This is a genomic window from Actinomycetospora chibensis (assembly GCF_028737215.1).
Classification (GTDB): domain Bacteria; phylum Actinomycetota; class Actinomycetes; order Mycobacteriales; family Pseudonocardiaceae; genus Actinomycetospora; species Actinomycetospora chibensis.
The window spans coordinates 151,478-165,784 of record NZ_JAQZAM010000005.1 but is presented as its reverse complement, the minus strand read 5'-3'; the positions used below and the strand labels follow the sequence as shown (position 1 = coordinate 165,784).

Sequence of the window (14,307 nt, the reverse complement as noted above, 5' to 3'; positions counted from 1 at the left end):
GGCCGCGCTCAGGAGAGCACAGCCGTGGCCTCGACCTCGACGAGGAGGTCGGGCTCCCCGAGCGCGGTCACGCCGATCATCGTGATGGCGGGCGTGACGAGGCCGAGGTCGGCGGCCGCGCGCATCGCGCCCTCGCCGAACAGGGCCATCTTCTCCGGGGCGAGGTCCACGACGTAGACGGTCATCTTCGCGACGTCGGTGAGGCTCGCGCCGACGCCCGCCAGCGCCACGGCGACGTTGCGGTAGGCCTGCTCGGTCTGCGCCGCGAGGTCGCCGGGGCCCACCGGCGTGCCGTCCGCCGTGCGGGCCACCTGCCCGGACACGTAGACGGTGCGCGTACCGGTCGCCACCGCGACCTGACGGTAGACGTCGGGGGCGGGCAGGCCGGCCGGGTTGAGCAGTTCGACGGTCACGGTGACCTCCAGGTTGGATAGCGTTGTTATGTCTCGCTAGATATAGCAGCGTTATGTAACGTGGGGCAAGTGCCCCGGACCCCGGATCCCGCCGTGCGCGTCGCCCTCATCGAGCAGGCGGCCGCCATGCTCGTGGCGCGCGAGCCGGTGACGCTGCGCGCGCTCGCCGGTCGCGTCGGGACGTCGACGATGGCCGTCTACACGCACTTCGACGGCATGCCCGGGCTGTGGGGTGCGGTGCGGCAGGAGGGCTTCGCGCGCCTGGCCCGCGGGCTGGCCGAGGTGTCCCCGTCCGACGACCCCGTGCGCGACCTGGCCGCGCTCGGCGCCGCCTACGCCGCGAACGCCGTGGAGAACCCGGCGCTCTACCGCGCGATGTTCGACGCCGCCGCCGACCTCCCCGATCCCGGGGCCGCGGGCGCGGGGTTCGCGGTGCTCGTCGACGCGGCGCAGCGGGCGGTGGACGCCGGCCGCTTCGTCGCCGCCGACCCCGCCGCCGTCGCCACGCGCTTCTGGGCCGCGGGGCACGGCGTGCTCCTGCTCGTGCTCTCGGGCGTCCTGCCCGACGAGGCCCTCGACGAGCACTCCCCGGCCCTCGCGGCGGCGGTGTTCACCGCCGCCGGCGACGACCCGGAACGCTGCGCCGCCTCGGTGCGGGCCGGGTGGGCGGGGCTCTGAGGTTCGCGGCGTGGCCGCGCAGCGACGATGGTCGCTCCGGCTGCCTCGCCTTCCGGGACGACGCTTCGGAAACCGAAGCATCGGCAGCGGAGCACCCATCGTCCGTTGCTGCCGACGATCGCCGTCCGGCGAGCCGGGCACTAGGTTCCGCGCCGTGGACCCCGCCGCCCTCGTCGCCGACACCCCCCGCGCCCAGGCCGCGGCGCTGCTCGAGGGCGGGGTCAGCGCCGTCGACCTCGCCGCCGCGGCGGTCGCCGCGTCCCGGGCGCTCGACGCCGAGGTGAACGCCTTCCTCGGGATCGACGCCGAGGGTGCGCACGCCACCGCGCAGGAGGCCGACCGCCGGCGCGCCGCGGGGGAGGACGGCCCGCTGCTCGGGGTGCCGATCGCGCTCAAGGACGACCTCGACGCCGCGGGCCACGTGACGTCGTGGGGCACGCGCTCCCGCCGGACGCCGGCGCGCGCGGACGGTCCGGTCGTCACCGCCCTGCGCCGTGCGGGTGCGGTGCCGATCGGGCGGACGACGCTGCCCGAGCTCGCGCTCTACGGGTTCACCGAGTCGGCGTTCTCCGGGATCACCCGCAACCCGCTCGACCCGACGCGCACCTCGGGCGGGTCGTCCGGCGGGTCGGCGGCGGCGGTCGCGGGCGGCGCCGTCGGGATCGCGACCGCCAGCGACGGCGCGGGCTCCATCCGCATCCCGGCTGCGTGCTGCGGACTCGTCGGGATCAAGCCCGGCGCCGGGCGGACACCGGGCGGCGGCTGGAACGGGCTGTCGGTCCAGGGCTGCCTGACACGCCGGGTCGCCGACTCCGCGCTCTACCTCGACCTCGTCGGCGACTTCCCGAGCCCGCTCGCGACCGCCGCGGAGCAGGACCCGCCGCCCCTGCGGATCGGCGTCGACCTCGCCTCACCCGTGACGCCCGCGCTGCCCCTCGACCCCGATCTCGAGGCCGCGGTCCGGCGGTCCGGCGAGCTCCTCGCCGGACTCGGGCACGACGTGCGCGACGTGCGGGTCCGCTACGGCACCGCGCCGGCCGGGTTCGTCGCCCGCATGCTGCACGGCCTGGCCACTGCGGCCGCGGACGTCGACGACCCCGCGCTGCTCGAGACCCGTACCGCCGACGTGGCGCGGATCGGGCGGCTCGTCCCCGACGCCGCGATCGGGCCGGCCCGCCGGCAGGGGGAGGCCTGGGGACGCCGCGTGCTCGCCGACCTGGATGTCGACGTGCTGCTCACACCGCCGGCGCGGGGACCGGCGGTGCCCGTCGGGCACTGGGCGGGCCGCCGGGGCCTGCCGACGATGCTGGCGCAGGCCCGGCACTACGCCCACACCCCGGCCTGGAACCACACCGGCCTGCCTGCGGCGGTCGTCCCGGCGGGCGGGTCGGGAGGCGGGCTGCCGCCCACCGTGCAGATCATCGTGCGCCCGGGCCACGACGCGCGGCTGGTGTCGGTGGCGGCGCAGCTCGAGCGCGCGGTGCTCCGGACGGCGCACGGGTGAGTTCCCCGGACGCCGGGTAGTCCCGGGCCGGTCCGCCGAGCGCGGGCGTCGCCCCGGACCCGGCGAGGCCCCACTCCGCCGCGGGGTTCAGCCCTCCGCCCCGCGGTGACGCCGGCGGGCCGTCCCCGCGCCGCGACCCGTCGGGCGCCGCCCGCCACGAGGAGAGCGATGACCTCCCCCGACGTCCTGCGCCCCGTCCTGGACGCGTTCCGCACCGCGCCCACACCACGGGGCGAGGGCCGGACCCTGCACAACTGGTCGGTGCTCGCGCGGGCGGCGGCCGAGGACCTCGACGTCGCCCGCCTGGCCGAGGCCCACCTCGACGCCGTGACGATCGTCTCCGAGCTCGACGGCCCCGAGATCCCGCCCGGCTCGTGCTGGGGGGTGTGGGCGGCGGAGTCGTCGAGCGCCAAGCTCATCGCCGAGCCGGACGGGGACGGGTGGCGGCTGACCGGCCGCAAGCCGTTCTGCTCGGGCGCAGCCGGCCCGTGCACGCACGCGCTGCTCACCGCGCTCGCCGACGACGGCCGCCGGCTGTTCGCCGTCGACCTCGCGGAGGGGGGCCTCGAGGTCACGGCCGGAGAGTGGCAGGCACTCGGCATGCGGGGCAGTGCGGCCGCGACCGTCGACCTGCACGCCGTCGCGGCCGTCGCCGTCGGCGGGCCGGAAACCTACCTGGACCGCGCCGGCTTCTGGCACGGGGCGATCGCCGTGGCGGCGGCCTGGTTCGGCGGCGCGGTCGGGGTGGCGGCGCCGCTGCGGCACGCCGGACGCGTCGGACGCCTCGACGACCACGGCCTCGCCCACCTCGGGGCCGTCGACGCGGACCTGGCCGGCGCGCGGGCGCTGCTGCGCGAGGCCGCCGCGGCGGTCGACGTCCCGGACGACCAGGCGCACGCCGACGCCATCGCCACCGCCCGGCGCCGCGCCGTCCGCGTGCGCGCGGTCGTCGAGAACGCGGTGGAGAGCGCGGTGCGACGTACCGGGCGCGCACTCGGCCCGGGCCCGCAGGCGCGCGACGCCGCCCACGCGCAGCGGGTCGCCGACCTCGAGATCTACGTCCGCCAGAGCCACGCCGAGCGGGACCTCGCGACCCTCGGTGAGCTCGCCGGCGACCAGGACCTCCTGCTGTGAGCGCGCCGTCGCTGAAGGGGGACGGGACGCCCGAGGACGTGTGGTGGGCCCCGGGCGGGCTGGACACGATCCCGGCGCGTGACCCGGCCGCCGTGTGTCCGCCGGGCCGCGTCGTCGTCGTCGCGCCCCATCCCGACGACGAGGTGCTCGGCGTCGGCGGGACCCTCGCGGCCTGGGCGCCGGTCGAGGTGCTCGTCGTCGCCGTGACCGACGGCGAGGGCTCGCACCCGGACAGCCCGACGCTGGCGCCGGCCACGCTCGCCGACCGGCGGGCCGAGGAGCGCCGCGCGGCGCTCGAGGTGCTGGGGATCGGGGCGTCGGTGCACCGGCTCGGGCTGCCCGACGGCGGGGTCGCCGCGGACGACGTCGCCGCCGGTCTCGGGGCGGTGCTGCGCCACGGCGACACCGTCCTGGTCCCCGTCGACGGCGACGGGCACCCCGATCACGACGCGACCGCCGACGGGGGCGCCCGGGCGGCGCGGCGTGCCGGGGTCGCGTGCTGGCGCTACCCGGTGTGGCTCTGGCACTGGGCCGGCCCCGGGACGGTGTCGTTCGACGGCGCCCGGCGGCTGGTGCTGCCGGCGTCCGCCCGGCGCGCCAAGGCCGATGCGATCGGCTGCTTCACCACCCAGATCGCTCCGCTGTCGGACGACCCCCGGGACGCGACGATCCTCTCCGCGCCGGTCCTGGCCCGCTTCCGCCGTGAGGCCGAGATCGTGTGGGGGCCGCGGTGACCCTGGGACCCGAGTACTTCGACGCGCTCTACTCCGACGCCGCCGATCCGTGGGGGATCGAGCAGGGCTGGTACGAGGAGCGCAAGCGTGCGGTCGTCCTGGCCGCCCTGCCGCGCCCCCGGTACGTGCGCGCCTTCGAGCCCGGCTGCGCGTCCGGCGCGCTCTCGGTGGGGCTGGCGCAGCGCTGCGACGAGCTCGTCTGCTGGGACCCCGCCGAGCGGGCCGTCGAGGCGACCCGGGCGCGGCTGGCCGCGTCCTCCGGCGTGCGCGTCGAGCGCGGCGCGCTGCCCGGACGTGCGCTCGACGGGACGTTCGACCTGGTCGTGGCCTCGGAGGTCGTCTACTACCTCGACGCGGGCGACCGCGACGCGTTCTGGCGGGCGGTCGCGGACGCCCTGGAGCCGGGCGGGCACCTGGTCGCGATCCACTGGCGGCGCGAGGCGCCGGAGTACCCCGTGGAGGGCGACGCGGTGCACGACGAGCTGGACGCGCGCCCGGGTCTGGCGCGGATCGTGCGGCACGAGGAGGCCGACTTCCGGCTCGACGTCCACGCCCGGGTGCCGCCCCTTCCGCGCTCGGTGGCCGAGGAGACGGGGCTGCGGTGAGACCGGCCCTGGGGGTCGTCGTCCCCGCTCACGACGAGGAGGAGCTGCTCCCCGCCTGCCTCGCCGGCCTGCGGGCCGCCGTCGAGGCCGTCGCCGACCGCGCGCGGGTGGAGGTGCTCGTCGTCGCCGACGCCTGCACCGACCGCACCGAGGCGGTGGGCCGCCGGTGCGGGGCTGAGGTGCTGCGGCTGGACGCGCGCGCGGTGGGGCGGGCGCGGGCGGCCGGGGCGTCGTTCCTGCTCGGTCGGGAACTCTCGTGGCTGGCGACGACCGACGCCGACTCCGTGGTCCCGCCCGACTGGCTCGCCGCCCAGCTCGACGCGGCCGCCGAGGGCGCCGACGCCTGGGTCGGCACCGTCGAGGTCGCGGACTGGCGGGGCCTGCCGGCGCCGGTGCGGACCCGCTACCGCGACGCCTACCAGGACGGGCACGGCGACGGCGACGCGCACCGTCACGTCCACGGCGCCAGCCTCGGGATCGCGGCGCGCGCCTACGAGGCCGTCGGCGGCTTCCCGCCGCGGGCCACGGGCGAGGACGTCGCGCTCGTCGACCGCCTGGACCGCGCCGGGTTCCGCGTCGTCCGCGACGGCGCGCACCCCGTCGCCACCAGCGCCCGCACCGTCGGCCGCGCCCCCGACGGTTTCGCGGGACATCTGCTCGGCCTCGCGGGCAGGTGTGTGATCGCCGACGCATCGGGTACCAGGAGGGCGCACGATCCTCGTCCGGACCAGCGGCGGGGACGTGACAACGGCTCGGCGGCCCACATCTCCTGACGGGTACCCGCCGGCCGGTTCGACCGCTCGAGACCCGCGGCGGTGACCACACCAGTCGTGCGCGCCCTGTCCGGCGCCGAGCGTCCCGGGAGTCGCTCCATGGTCGATCCCCTGTTCCCGCGAGCGCGATCGTGAGCGCCGGATCCGCGGGGTGGCGCGCCCACGTGGATGCGGCGCTCGACCCGCGCTTCGAGCGCGCGTTCGCGATCCTCGACGCCCTGCACGCCGAACGTCAGCGACCCCGGGCCGAGCAGAGGGCCTCCCGGGTCCTCTGGTTGCGGCGGGAGCTCGACTACCTCCTCGCCGAGATCGACGGGCTCCGGGCGCCCCGCGTTCCGCGAGGGACGCGCTGACGATCGTGGCACGTGCACGATGCGCGCCGCCGTCGCAGTCGGTAGTGTGCCCGTTACGCATTTCGCGGTTGAGACCTCCACGCCGCTGCGGACGCCGCGGTCCGGACCCCCTCGGGGAGATCGGGCCGGCCGTGCACGACGAGGAGGTCCGATGACCATCCAATCCGATGCCCCGGTCCACGGCACGGTCGACGACGTCGAGCTGCCCGTGGATCCCGCTCGGCGCCGCCGCGCCGCGCTCGCCGAAGCCGTGGCCCACGCCGAGCCCGCCGTGGTCGGCAACCGCCGCGGCGCCGTCGGCGTCCGCACCTACGGACCGGGGTGTGTCGCGCTCGCGCTGCGCGGACGCTTCGACCGCGCGGGGATGGAACGTCTCCGCGCCCTGAGCGGCGAGATCGAGCAGCACGCCAGCGCCGAGCTCGTCATCGACCTCGCGGGGCTCGACCACTGCGACCCGGCGCTGGCGCGCGTGATCGCCCGCCTGCGCATCCGCTGCCTCGCGCGGGAGGCCCGCGTCGAGCTGCACGAGCCGCCCGAGGCGCTCGCCGCCGAGCTCGGCCAGTTCCGCATGTAGGGAGGACCCGGTGACCGACCGCGACGACCTGCGCGTGCGCAAGGCCCTGCAGGGCATGCCGTTCCCCGCGGACCGCACGCAAGTGATCTCCTACGCGACGGACCGCGGCGAGCGCGACGAGAAGACGCTCGCCGCGCTGCGGGCCCTGCCCGACCGCACGTTCTCGACCGCCGACGACGTGGTGATCTCGGTACCTCAGCGGCCCTGAGCACTGGGCGGGGTGGCACGGGCCCGCAGCGCGCGCCCCTATGTGCGTGATCTTCTGAGCTATGGCTCAGAAGATCACGCACGTGGGTCAGAAGCCGTTGGGGTCGTAGGCGGTGGTCTCGAAGGTGCCGTCGGCGTTGGTGTCGACCGCGGAGGTGTCGAAGTCGCCGTCGTTGTCGGTGTCGATCAGGACGACCTCGCCGTAGCCGTCGGCGTTGGTGTCGACGACGGCGGACTCGAAGGAGCCGTTGTGGTCGGTGTCGGCGATGACGGTGTCGACGGCGCCGTTGCCGTCCTCGTCGGTGGAGACGGAGTCGATGTTGCCGGCGGCGTCGGTGGTGTAGGTGCCGGCCACGGTGCCGTCGGCGTGGTAGACGGTGCCGTTGCTGAAGGAGTAGGTCTCGGCGCTCATGATCTGCTCGCTCTCGGTTCGTTCGCGGTGCCCGGCTGGTGGGCTCTCGGCACTGTGACGACCCGAGGAGCTGGGGATGTTCCGGGCGGAGCGACAATTTTCTCCGCGAGTGAGCGGTCACCGACAGTGATCAGTCGTCATCGTCGTCGTCGCGGTCGCGGATCCCGCCCGCCGCTGCCTCGGCCGGGGTGACGACCTCGACCGAGCCGAACGCGCCGTTGGCGTCGACGACCAGCTCGGGCAGCGTCGCCCCGTTCGGCGGCACGGCGCAGGCCTGCCGGCACTCCGTGCTCCCGAAGATCATCGTGCCGGTCGTCCGGACGGTGACGCCCGGCGGGACGACCACCTCGGTGTTGCCGAACAGCGTGGCCACCTGGGCCTCCGCGTCGCCCGGCGCGACGCTCACGGTGCGGCTGCCGAAGATCGCGCCGCCGTCGTCGGCCGTCACGAGGTGCCCGCCGACGAAGACCGCGGCCGCCGCGATCACGAGCGGCACGACCACGCCTCCGAGGCGCTCGTGCCACGGTTTGCGTGCAGTCGCCCCGACGGGACGGGAGTCGACGACGGTCGGGCGTTCCGCGGCCACCGGGGCGGCGGGGCCCGGCAGGTCGACGACCAGGGCGTCGAGCTCGCGCTGGGTACGGGCCGCCCAGCACTCGCGGGTGCGCTCGTCGTACTCGACGAGCGTGAGCACCCCGTCGTCCAGCGCCGCGCGCAGGCGGTCGTCGGTGGCGCGACGCTCCCGGTCGCCGATCCGCATCTCGGGGGCGGGGTGCTCCGCGCTCATGGGGCCATCCTGCCCGCCCGGGGTGGCCGCGGAATGACGGTGCGTCAGCCGCGCCCGCGGCGCGCCGCGAGCAGCGCCCGGTCGTCGGGGTCGTCGGTGCGGGCGAGGGCCGCCTCGAGCGCCCGGTCGGCCTCGTCGTCGCGGCCCAGCCGGCGCAGGAGGTCCGCCCGGACGGCGTGCAGGAGGTGGTAGCGCTCGAGCCGCTCCGCGAGCGCGTCGACGATCTCCAGAGCGGCGGCCGGTCCCTCGGTCTCGGCCAGCGCGACCGCCCGGTTGAGCGCGACGGTCGGGCTCGGGGTCAGCGCGAGCAGCTGGTCGTGCAGGGCGACGACCTGGCGCCAGTCGGTCGACGCGGTGTCGGGCGCGGAGGCGTGCACGGCGTTGATCGCGGCCTGGACCTGGTAGGGCCCCGGTCGGTCGCGGCGCAGGCATCGGCGCACGAGGTCGAGGCCCTCGTGGACCATGGCCCGGTCCCAGGCTGTCCGGTCCTGGTCGGCGAGCAGCACCCGCCCGCCGTCGGTCGCCGTCCGCGCCGGCCGGCGGGCCTCGGTGAGCAGCAGGAGCCCGAGCAGCCCGAGGACCTCGGGCTCGTCGGGCATCAGAGCCGCGAGCAGGCGCGCCAGCCGGATCGCCTCCGCGGCGAGGTCCTCCCGCGTCGCCGTCGCGTGGCCCTCGGTGAAGATCAGGTAGACGACGGCGAGCACACCGGGCAGGCGGTCGGGCAGGTCGGCGTCGCGGGGCACGCGGTACGGGATGCGGGCGGCGCGAATCTTGTTCTTCGCGCGCACGATCCGCTGCGCCATCGTCGCCTCCGGCACGAGGAACGCGCGGGCGATCTCGTCGGTCCCGAGCCCGCCGAGCAGGCGCAGGGTCAGGGCCACGCGCGCCGGGAGGGCGAGCGCGGGGTGGCAGCAGGTGAAGATCAGGCGCAGGCGGTCGTCGTCCACCGGTCCCTCCTCCTCCGGCGGGGTGTCCTCGTCGGGCGGCGGCTCCTCGCGCGCGGCCCGGTGCTCCTTGTCCCGCCCCACCGCGTCGCGCCGGAGACGGTCGAGGGCGCGGCGCCGGCCCGTGGTGACGAGCCAGCCGCCGGGGTTGGCCGGCACGCCGTCGGCGGGCCAGCGCGTCAGGGCGACGGTCAGCGCGTCCTGGACGGCGTCCTCGGCGAGGTCGATGTCGCCGAGGACGCGGGTCAGTGTCGCCACGCACCGCCCGTACTCCTCGGCGACGATCCGCTCGATCGCCGCCGAGGACGGGACGTCGCCCGCGGTGCGATCGCTCACGGGGACCAGTGGAAGGGCCGGACCTCGATCGCCAGCCCGATCGCCTCGGTGGAGCGCCGGCCCCAGTGCAGGGCGGCGTCGAGGTCGGGCACGTCGATGATGGTCAGGCCGCCGACGTACTCCTTGAGCTCGACGAACGGACCGTCGGTGACGAGGACGTCGTCGCCGCTACGCCGCAGGACCGTCGCGGTGTCCGGGGCCTCGAGGCCACCGGAGAACACCCAGACGCCTGCGGACTGCATGTCGCTCTGCAGCGTCGCGACGTTGCCCATGATCTCGTTCATCTCGTCCTCGGACGGCGGCTCGCCCTCGGCGGGGGTGACGACGCTGAGCAGGTAGTGGGCCATGAGGTCCTCCTCGGTACGTGGGCGGGCACGGCGCCCGCACACCCCTCCACGAACGGCGGGGACGCCGATCGACAGGTCCGCCGGAGGAATCCTCTCCCGGGACGGAGCGCTCAGCGTCCCCGGTCGGCGACCGCCGTGATCACGGCGGCGCGGGCCACGTACCAGGCCCGGCTGGCCCACCACCCCGCGGCGACGGTCCGCCACACCAGGCCGGCGGCGAGGGCGAACACGGGGCGGACGCGGGGAGCAGCGGGCGGGGTCATCGTCTCCACCCATACCAGAGACGACCGTCCGGCCGGTGCGGGACGACGGCGGTGGCGAGGTGTTCAGCGGGCGTTCCGGGCCTGGTCACCCACGACGGTGGCCGGTGCGTGGTCCGACTCGGCGGACACGCCCCGTCACCGGCGCAGCGGGCCGCGTCACCACCAGCACGAACCCTGCCGGCGTTCGTCGCGCCGGATCACCGTCGCCCGGACCGTCACGTCCCATCGGCCTGCGCCCGGGTGCGGGACGAGAGCCCGCTTCACCGTGCCGTCAACGGAGGACGGGATGCCGGCGCCGGTCCGCTTCTCGTGGCTCACCTTCCCGGACTCCGCGCTCGGTGGTCTGCTGGTGCAGCGGGCCGCCGGGCGGTGCCGGCCGCGTGTACCGGCACCGCCCGGGACCTCGAGGGCTCAGTGCGGGTCGGTGCTCTCGACGATCGAGAAGATGAAGCACCAGACCTGTCCGTTGTCGCGCTGCGAGAACGACGCCTCGCCCGCCAGCTGCGCCGGCGGTGCGTTGACGAAGTCCTCCGCGGCACCGACGTTGGCGGTGAGGTGCCCGGTCCACTTCTTCGGTGCGTCCGAGTTGCTGGTCAGAGACTTCTTCGTCGCCGCTGCGTTCTCCGATGTGATCACGTTGGCGTCCGTGTCGACCTGTGTCATCGCTCTCCCCCTACGAGGACGGTGGAGAACCCGACGCTAACGACGAACGGTCCGGCGGTCTGCCGTAGTGCACTACGGCAATCGCCTCCTGGTCCCGGACGGAGGGCGCACCTGCGACGGACCGTGCGTCGTCGGGCAGTCCTGCGTGAGGCCGTGCAGGAGCAGCGTCGCGAGGGCCTCGTAGGCCTCGGCGTCGGCCAGACCGGTGGTGCCGGCGATCCGGCGCTGCTGGATGGCGACCATCGTCGCGGTGATCACCTCGGCGGCGAACGACACGGGGACCTCCCGGAACGCGCCGCCCGCGACACCCTCGCCGATCAGGTCGCCGACGCGTCGTGCGGCGGCCTCGGTGTTGCGCGCGTAGACCTCGGCGGCGGGCGGGAAGGCGGCCATGTCGTCGAAGAACCGCGCCGAGGCGGGCGCGAGCTCGGCCGCCACGGCACGCAGGTAGGCCGCGACGCGGTCGGCGGGGGCGGCGACCGCGGCCACCGCGGCCTCGACCCGCGTGGTGGCGCGCTCGAAGAAGTGCACGACGGCCGTGCGCACGAGCTGCTCCTTCGACCCGGCGAGCGCGTAGAGCGTGCGCTTGGAGCAGCGCAGGCGGCCGGCGAGCTCGTCGAGCGTGAGGTGGGCGAAGCCCTCGGCGAGCAGCAGGTCGACCAGCGCGTCGAGGAGCTCCGAGTGGCGCGCGGCACCCCGTCGGGTCGGGCTCGGAGCGGACACGGACCTACCCTAGCGCTCCTGCTATCGGTACTCTAGGACCGATCTCAGTACCGATAGGAGTACCGCCGATGACCGTCGACCGGCTGCTGCCCACCCAGGAGTCCGAGGACCTGCTCGATCTCACCCGCGAGATCGCCGACAAGGAGCTGGCGCCGCGGGTCGAGGAGCACGAGCGGGCCGAGACGTACCCGGAGGGCCTGTTCGCCACCCTCGGCGAGGCCGGCCTGCTCGGCCTGCCCTACCCCGAGGAGGTCGGCGGCGGGGGCCAGCCGTACGAGGTCTACCTGCAGGTGCTCGAGGAGCTGGCCGCACGTTGGGCGGCGGTGGCGGTGGCGACCAGCGTGCACTCGCTGGCGTGCTTCCCGCTGTTCACGTTCGGCACCGAGGAGCAGAAGCAGCGGCTGCCCGAGATGCTCGCCGGCGGGCTCGTCGGCGGCTACAGCCTCTCCGAGCCCCAGGCGGGATCGGACGCGGCGGCCCTGCGGTGCAAGGCGGAGAAGGTCGACGGTGACAACGGCGGGGGCTACCGCATCACCGGCACCAAGGCGTGGATCACCCACGGCGGCGTCGCCGACTTCTACGCCCTGTTCGCCCGCACCGGCGAGGGCTCGCGCGGCGTCTCGTGCTTCTTGGCGCCCGGGCAGGCCGAGGGCCTCGAGTGGGGCAGACCCGAGGAGAAGATGGGCCTGCACGCGATCCCCACGACGACGGCGAACTGGGACGGTGCGGTGCTCGACGCCGACCGGCTCATCGGCGCCGAGGGGCAGGGCCTGGAGATCGCGTTCTCGGCGCTGGACTCCGGCCGGCTCGGGATCGCCGCGTGCGCGGTGGGGCTCGCGCAGGGTGCGCTGGACGCCGCGGTGGACTACGCGAACGAGCGCTCGACGTTCGGCAAGAAGATCGTCGACCACCAGGGCCTCGGCTTCGTGCTCGCCGACATGGCCGCGGCCGTCGACTCGGCCCGCGCGACCTACCTCGACGCCGCGCGCCGCCGCGACCTCGGGCGTCCCTACGGCCGCCAGGCCAGCGTGGCCAAGCTCGTCGCCACCGACGCGGCCATGAAGGTCACCACCGACGCCGTGCAGGTCTTCGGCGGCTACGGCTACACCCGGGACTTCCCGGTGGAGCGCTACATGCGCGAGGCCAAGATCATGCAGATCTTCGAGGGCACCAACCAGATCCAGCGCCTCGTCATCAGTCGCCACTTCGCCCGGTGACATGTGAGCGATGTTCGGGGCTATTGCCCCGAACATCGCTCACATGGGGACGATGCGGGCGTACCCGCCCGGGACCGTGTCGACCGCCTCCGCTCAGCCGCCCCAGGTCACCTGGCGCAGGCCGTGGCGGTCGGGCGGGCCGGGCTGGGCGGCGCCGTCGGGGGAGACGGGCGAGCCGTGCGACGTCCCGCCCTCGCGGGCCTCGCGCTGGTCCCCGCCGGACGGGGTCGCGCCGTCGTCGAGCTCGGCGAGCCGGGTGCGCAGCACCTCGATCACCGGCATGCGCGAGGAGTGGGCGCGCTCGTGGTCGAGCAGCCCCTGCACCTCGTCACGCTCGAGCGACCGGATGCGGTGCTTCACGGTCTCGACCGTCGCGTGGTCGAAGTCGGGGAACGGGGGTGTGTCGGCCATGGGAGGACCTCCTGCCGGCGATTGGGGGCGCCGGAGTACCCACTCAGGAGGCGGGCGCACTCTCCTCGGGTGGCGGCGCCTCGAGCATGCCCGTGACGCGCCGCCTGACCATGATCCCCACGGTCGCCCCGACGATGAGCGCGACGGCGAGGCCGACGTAGGAGAAGCGCTTCAGCCAGGTCTCGGCGACGATGCCGAGGAAGTAGATCGCCGTGACCGTGCCCGCCGTCCACAGGACACCGCCGAGGACGTTGGCCGGCATGAACTTCCGGTAGGGCATCTTCAGCGCGCCCGCCAGCGGCCCGGCGAGGATCCGCAGGATCGCGATGAACCTGCCGATCACCACCGTCAGCACGCCCCAGCGCGCGAACGCCCGCTCGGCGAGCTCCAGGTGGGACGGGCCGAAGTGCTTCGGGAAGCGCCGCCCCGCCCACTCGAGCAGGGAGATCCCGTAGCGCCGGCCGACCAGGTAACCGATGGAGTCGCCCACGACGGCCCCGACGAGCGCCGCCAGCGCGACCCAGAGCGGGGAGACGTCGAGCTCGGCCCGCGACGACAACAGGGCCGCGCTGACCAGCACGACCTCGCCGGGAAGGGGGATGCCGAGGCTCTCGATCCCCACCACCAGGCCCACCGCGAGGTACACCGTCAGCGGCGGTATGGTCATCAGCCAGTGGTCGATCCCCACGTCGCGTGCCCCCTCGCTGCCCCCGGACGCCGGTCATGCCCCCGGCGATGATGACGCACGGTGGCGTCACTGGGCACCACGGAGTCCGAAGAGCGACCGTCCGGACGCCGTCCGGGAGCACAGGGTGACCGGGGCAGCGCGCCGCGTCATTCCTTGCGCAGCACCCGGCTCCGGCCGCGGAACTCCGCGATCACCTGCCCGTCGCGCGGACGGGAGACGGTGACGTCGTAGACACCGCTGCGCCCGAACGCGACCCGCTCCTGCGCGACGGCCTGGAGCACGTCGGCCGTGCGCGCCGAGGCGACGAAGACGATGTCCGCCGCGGCCGCGACCGTCACCGGACCGGGGCTGTTGCAGGCGCACGCGAACGCGGAGTCCGCGAGCAGGAACAGGTAGCCCCCGTGGCACATGCCGTGGCCGTTCACCATCTCGTCGGTGACGGTCATCGTCAGGCGTGCGCGGCCGTCGACGGCCTCGTGCAGCTCCATCCCGAGCTTGCGGGACGCGGCGTCGTCGTCCCACATGCGGCGCACGGAGGCGG

21 protein-coding genes are annotated in these 14,307 nt (G+C 75.4%); 10 read left to right on the top strand and 11 right to left on the bottom strand.

The window, feature by feature from the left end; genetic code table 11:
* Positions 1 to 8: 8 nt before the first annotated feature.
* Positions 9 to 413 carry a RidA family protein gene (locus PH189_RS09495; protein WP_274188535.1) on the bottom strand — a complete coding sequence of 135 codons (405 nt, stop codon included), beginning with the start codon at positions 411 to 413 and terminating at the stop codon, positions 9 to 11.
* A 69-nt stretch (positions 414 to 482) separates the two neighbouring features.
* Here PH189_RS09495 and PH189_RS09490 point away from each other — a divergent pair, with 69 nt between their 5' ends.
* The 9 genes from PH189_RS09490 (at position 483) to PH189_RS09450 (ending at position 6,976) form a co-directional block, all read left to right on the top strand.
* On the top strand, positions 483 to 1,091 hold the full coding sequence (locus PH189_RS09490) for a TetR/AcrR family transcriptional regulator (protein WP_274188534.1): 609 nt from the start codon (positions 483 to 485) through the stop codon (positions 1,089 to 1,091).
* Positions 1,092 to 1,245: 154 nt separating this feature from the next.
* Positions 1,246 to 2,595, top strand: a complete 1,350-nt coding sequence (locus tag PH189_RS09485; RefSeq protein WP_274188533.1) for an amidase family protein — start codon at positions 1,246 to 1,248, stop codon at positions 2,593 to 2,595.
* A gap of 168 nt (positions 2,596 to 2,763) precedes the next feature.
* A complete protein-coding gene (locus tag PH189_RS09480) occupies positions 2,764 to 3,729 on the top strand; it encodes an acyl-CoA dehydrogenase family protein (protein ID WP_274188532.1) in 966 nt (321 codons plus the stop codon).
* Positions 3,726 to 4,463, top strand: coding sequence for a PIG-L deacetylase family protein (locus PH189_RS09475; RefSeq protein ID WP_274188531.1), 738 nt, complete (start codon positions 3,726 to 3,728; stop codon positions 4,461 to 4,463). Before PH189_RS09480 ends, PH189_RS09475 begins: the two co-directional genes overlap by 4 nt.
* Complete coding sequence (locus PH189_RS09470; protein WP_274188530.1) at positions 4,460 to 5,068, top strand: class I SAM-dependent methyltransferase; 609 nt, start codon at positions 4,460 to 4,462, stop codon at positions 5,066 to 5,068. The genes PH189_RS09475 and PH189_RS09470 overlap by 4 nt, the downstream gene beginning before the upstream one ends.
* Positions 5,065 to 5,841: a glycosyltransferase family 2 protein gene (locus tag PH189_RS09465; RefSeq protein ID WP_274188529.1), complete on the top strand. Its 777-nt coding sequence runs from the start codon at positions 5,065 to 5,067 to the stop codon at positions 5,839 to 5,841. Before PH189_RS09470 ends, PH189_RS09465 begins: the two co-directional genes overlap by 4 nt.
* A gap of 131 nt (positions 5,842 to 5,972) precedes the next feature.
* Complete coding sequence (locus PH189_RS09460; protein WP_274188528.1) at positions 5,973 to 6,194, top strand: hypothetical protein; 222 nt, start codon at positions 5,973 to 5,975, stop codon at positions 6,192 to 6,194.
* Between the two features lie 151 nt (positions 6,195 to 6,345).
* On the top strand, positions 6,346 to 6,768 hold the full coding sequence (locus PH189_RS09455) for an STAS domain-containing protein (RefSeq protein WP_274188527.1): 423 nt from the start codon (positions 6,346 to 6,348) through the stop codon (positions 6,766 to 6,768).
* Between the two features lie 10 nt (positions 6,769 to 6,778).
* Positions 6,779 to 6,976 carry a DUF2795 domain-containing protein gene (locus tag PH189_RS09450; protein ID WP_274188526.1) on the top strand — a complete coding sequence of 66 codons (198 nt, stop codon included), beginning with the start codon at positions 6,779 to 6,781 and terminating at the stop codon, positions 6,974 to 6,976.
* Positions 6,977 to 7,063: 87 nt separating this feature from the next.
* Here the strand turns inward: PH189_RS09450 and PH189_RS09445 are convergent, their stop codons facing one another.
* From PH189_RS09445 to PH189_RS09415, 7 genes are all read right to left on the bottom strand, one after another.
* Positions 7,064 to 7,387, bottom strand: coding sequence for a hypothetical protein (locus PH189_RS09445; protein ID WP_274188525.1), 324 nt, complete (start codon positions 7,385 to 7,387; stop codon positions 7,064 to 7,066).
* Positions 7,388 to 7,517: 130 nt separating this feature from the next.
* Positions 7,518 to 8,174 (bottom strand): DUF1707 SHOCT-like domain-containing protein, encoded by a 657-nt coding sequence (locus tag PH189_RS09440; protein WP_274188524.1) that lies wholly within the window; start codon positions 8,172 to 8,174, stop codon positions 7,518 to 7,520.
* A gap of 44 nt (positions 8,175 to 8,218) precedes the next feature.
* Positions 8,219 to 9,454, bottom strand: a complete 1,236-nt coding sequence (locus PH189_RS09435) for an RNA polymerase sigma factor (protein ID WP_274188523.1) — start codon at positions 9,452 to 9,454, stop codon at positions 8,219 to 8,221.
* Positions 9,451 to 9,801 (bottom strand): YciI family protein, encoded by a 351-nt coding sequence (locus tag PH189_RS09430; protein ID WP_274188522.1) that lies wholly within the window; start codon positions 9,799 to 9,801, stop codon positions 9,451 to 9,453. The genes PH189_RS09435 and PH189_RS09430 overlap by 4 nt, the downstream gene beginning before the upstream one ends.
* Positions 9,802 to 9,911: 110 nt before the next feature.
* The gene (locus PH189_RS09425; RefSeq protein ID WP_274188521.1) at positions 9,912 to 10,064 is read right to left on the bottom strand and encodes a hypothetical protein; all 153 of its coding nucleotides are present in this window, start codon (positions 10,062 to 10,064) and stop codon (positions 9,912 to 9,914) included.
* A gap of 411 nt (positions 10,065 to 10,475) precedes the next feature.
* On the bottom strand, positions 10,476 to 10,727 hold the full coding sequence (locus PH189_RS09420) for a hypothetical protein (RefSeq protein WP_274188520.1): 252 nt from the start codon (positions 10,725 to 10,727) through the stop codon (positions 10,476 to 10,478).
* Between the two features lie 72 nt (positions 10,728 to 10,799).
* A complete protein-coding gene (locus PH189_RS09415) occupies positions 10,800 to 11,450 on the bottom strand; it encodes a TetR/AcrR family transcriptional regulator (RefSeq protein WP_274188519.1) in 651 nt (216 codons plus the stop codon).
* 68 nt (positions 11,451 to 11,518) lie between these two features.
* On the opposite strand from PH189_RS09415, the gene PH189_RS09410 reads away from it, so the two are divergent.
* Positions 11,519 to 12,667: an acyl-CoA dehydrogenase family protein gene (locus tag PH189_RS09410; protein WP_274188518.1), complete on the top strand. Its 1,149-nt coding sequence runs from the start codon at positions 11,519 to 11,521 to the stop codon at positions 12,665 to 12,667.
* 93 nt (positions 12,668 to 12,760) lie between these two features.
* Here PH189_RS09410 and PH189_RS09405 read toward each other — a convergent pair whose 3' ends face one another.
* The 3 genes from PH189_RS09405 to paaI all read right to left on the bottom strand — a co-directional run bounded on the left by PH189_RS09405 (position 12,761) and on the right by paaI (position 14,290).
* A complete protein-coding gene (locus PH189_RS09405; protein ID WP_274188517.1) occupies positions 12,761 to 13,078 on the bottom strand; it encodes a DUF8129 domain-containing protein in 318 nt (105 codons plus the stop codon).
* Between the two features lie 43 nt (positions 13,079 to 13,121).
* On the bottom strand, positions 13,122 to 13,766 hold the full coding sequence (locus tag PH189_RS09400; RefSeq protein WP_274188516.1) for a DedA family protein: 645 nt from the start codon (positions 13,764 to 13,766) through the stop codon (positions 13,122 to 13,124).
* A gap of 146 nt (positions 13,767 to 13,912) precedes the next feature.
* The gene (gene paaI / locus PH189_RS09395) at positions 13,913 to 14,290 is read right to left on the bottom strand and encodes a hydroxyphenylacetyl-CoA thioesterase PaaI (protein ID WP_274188706.1); all 378 of its coding nucleotides are present in this window, start codon (positions 14,288 to 14,290) and stop codon (positions 13,913 to 13,915) included.
* Positions 14,291 to 14,307 lie beyond the last annotated feature (17 nt).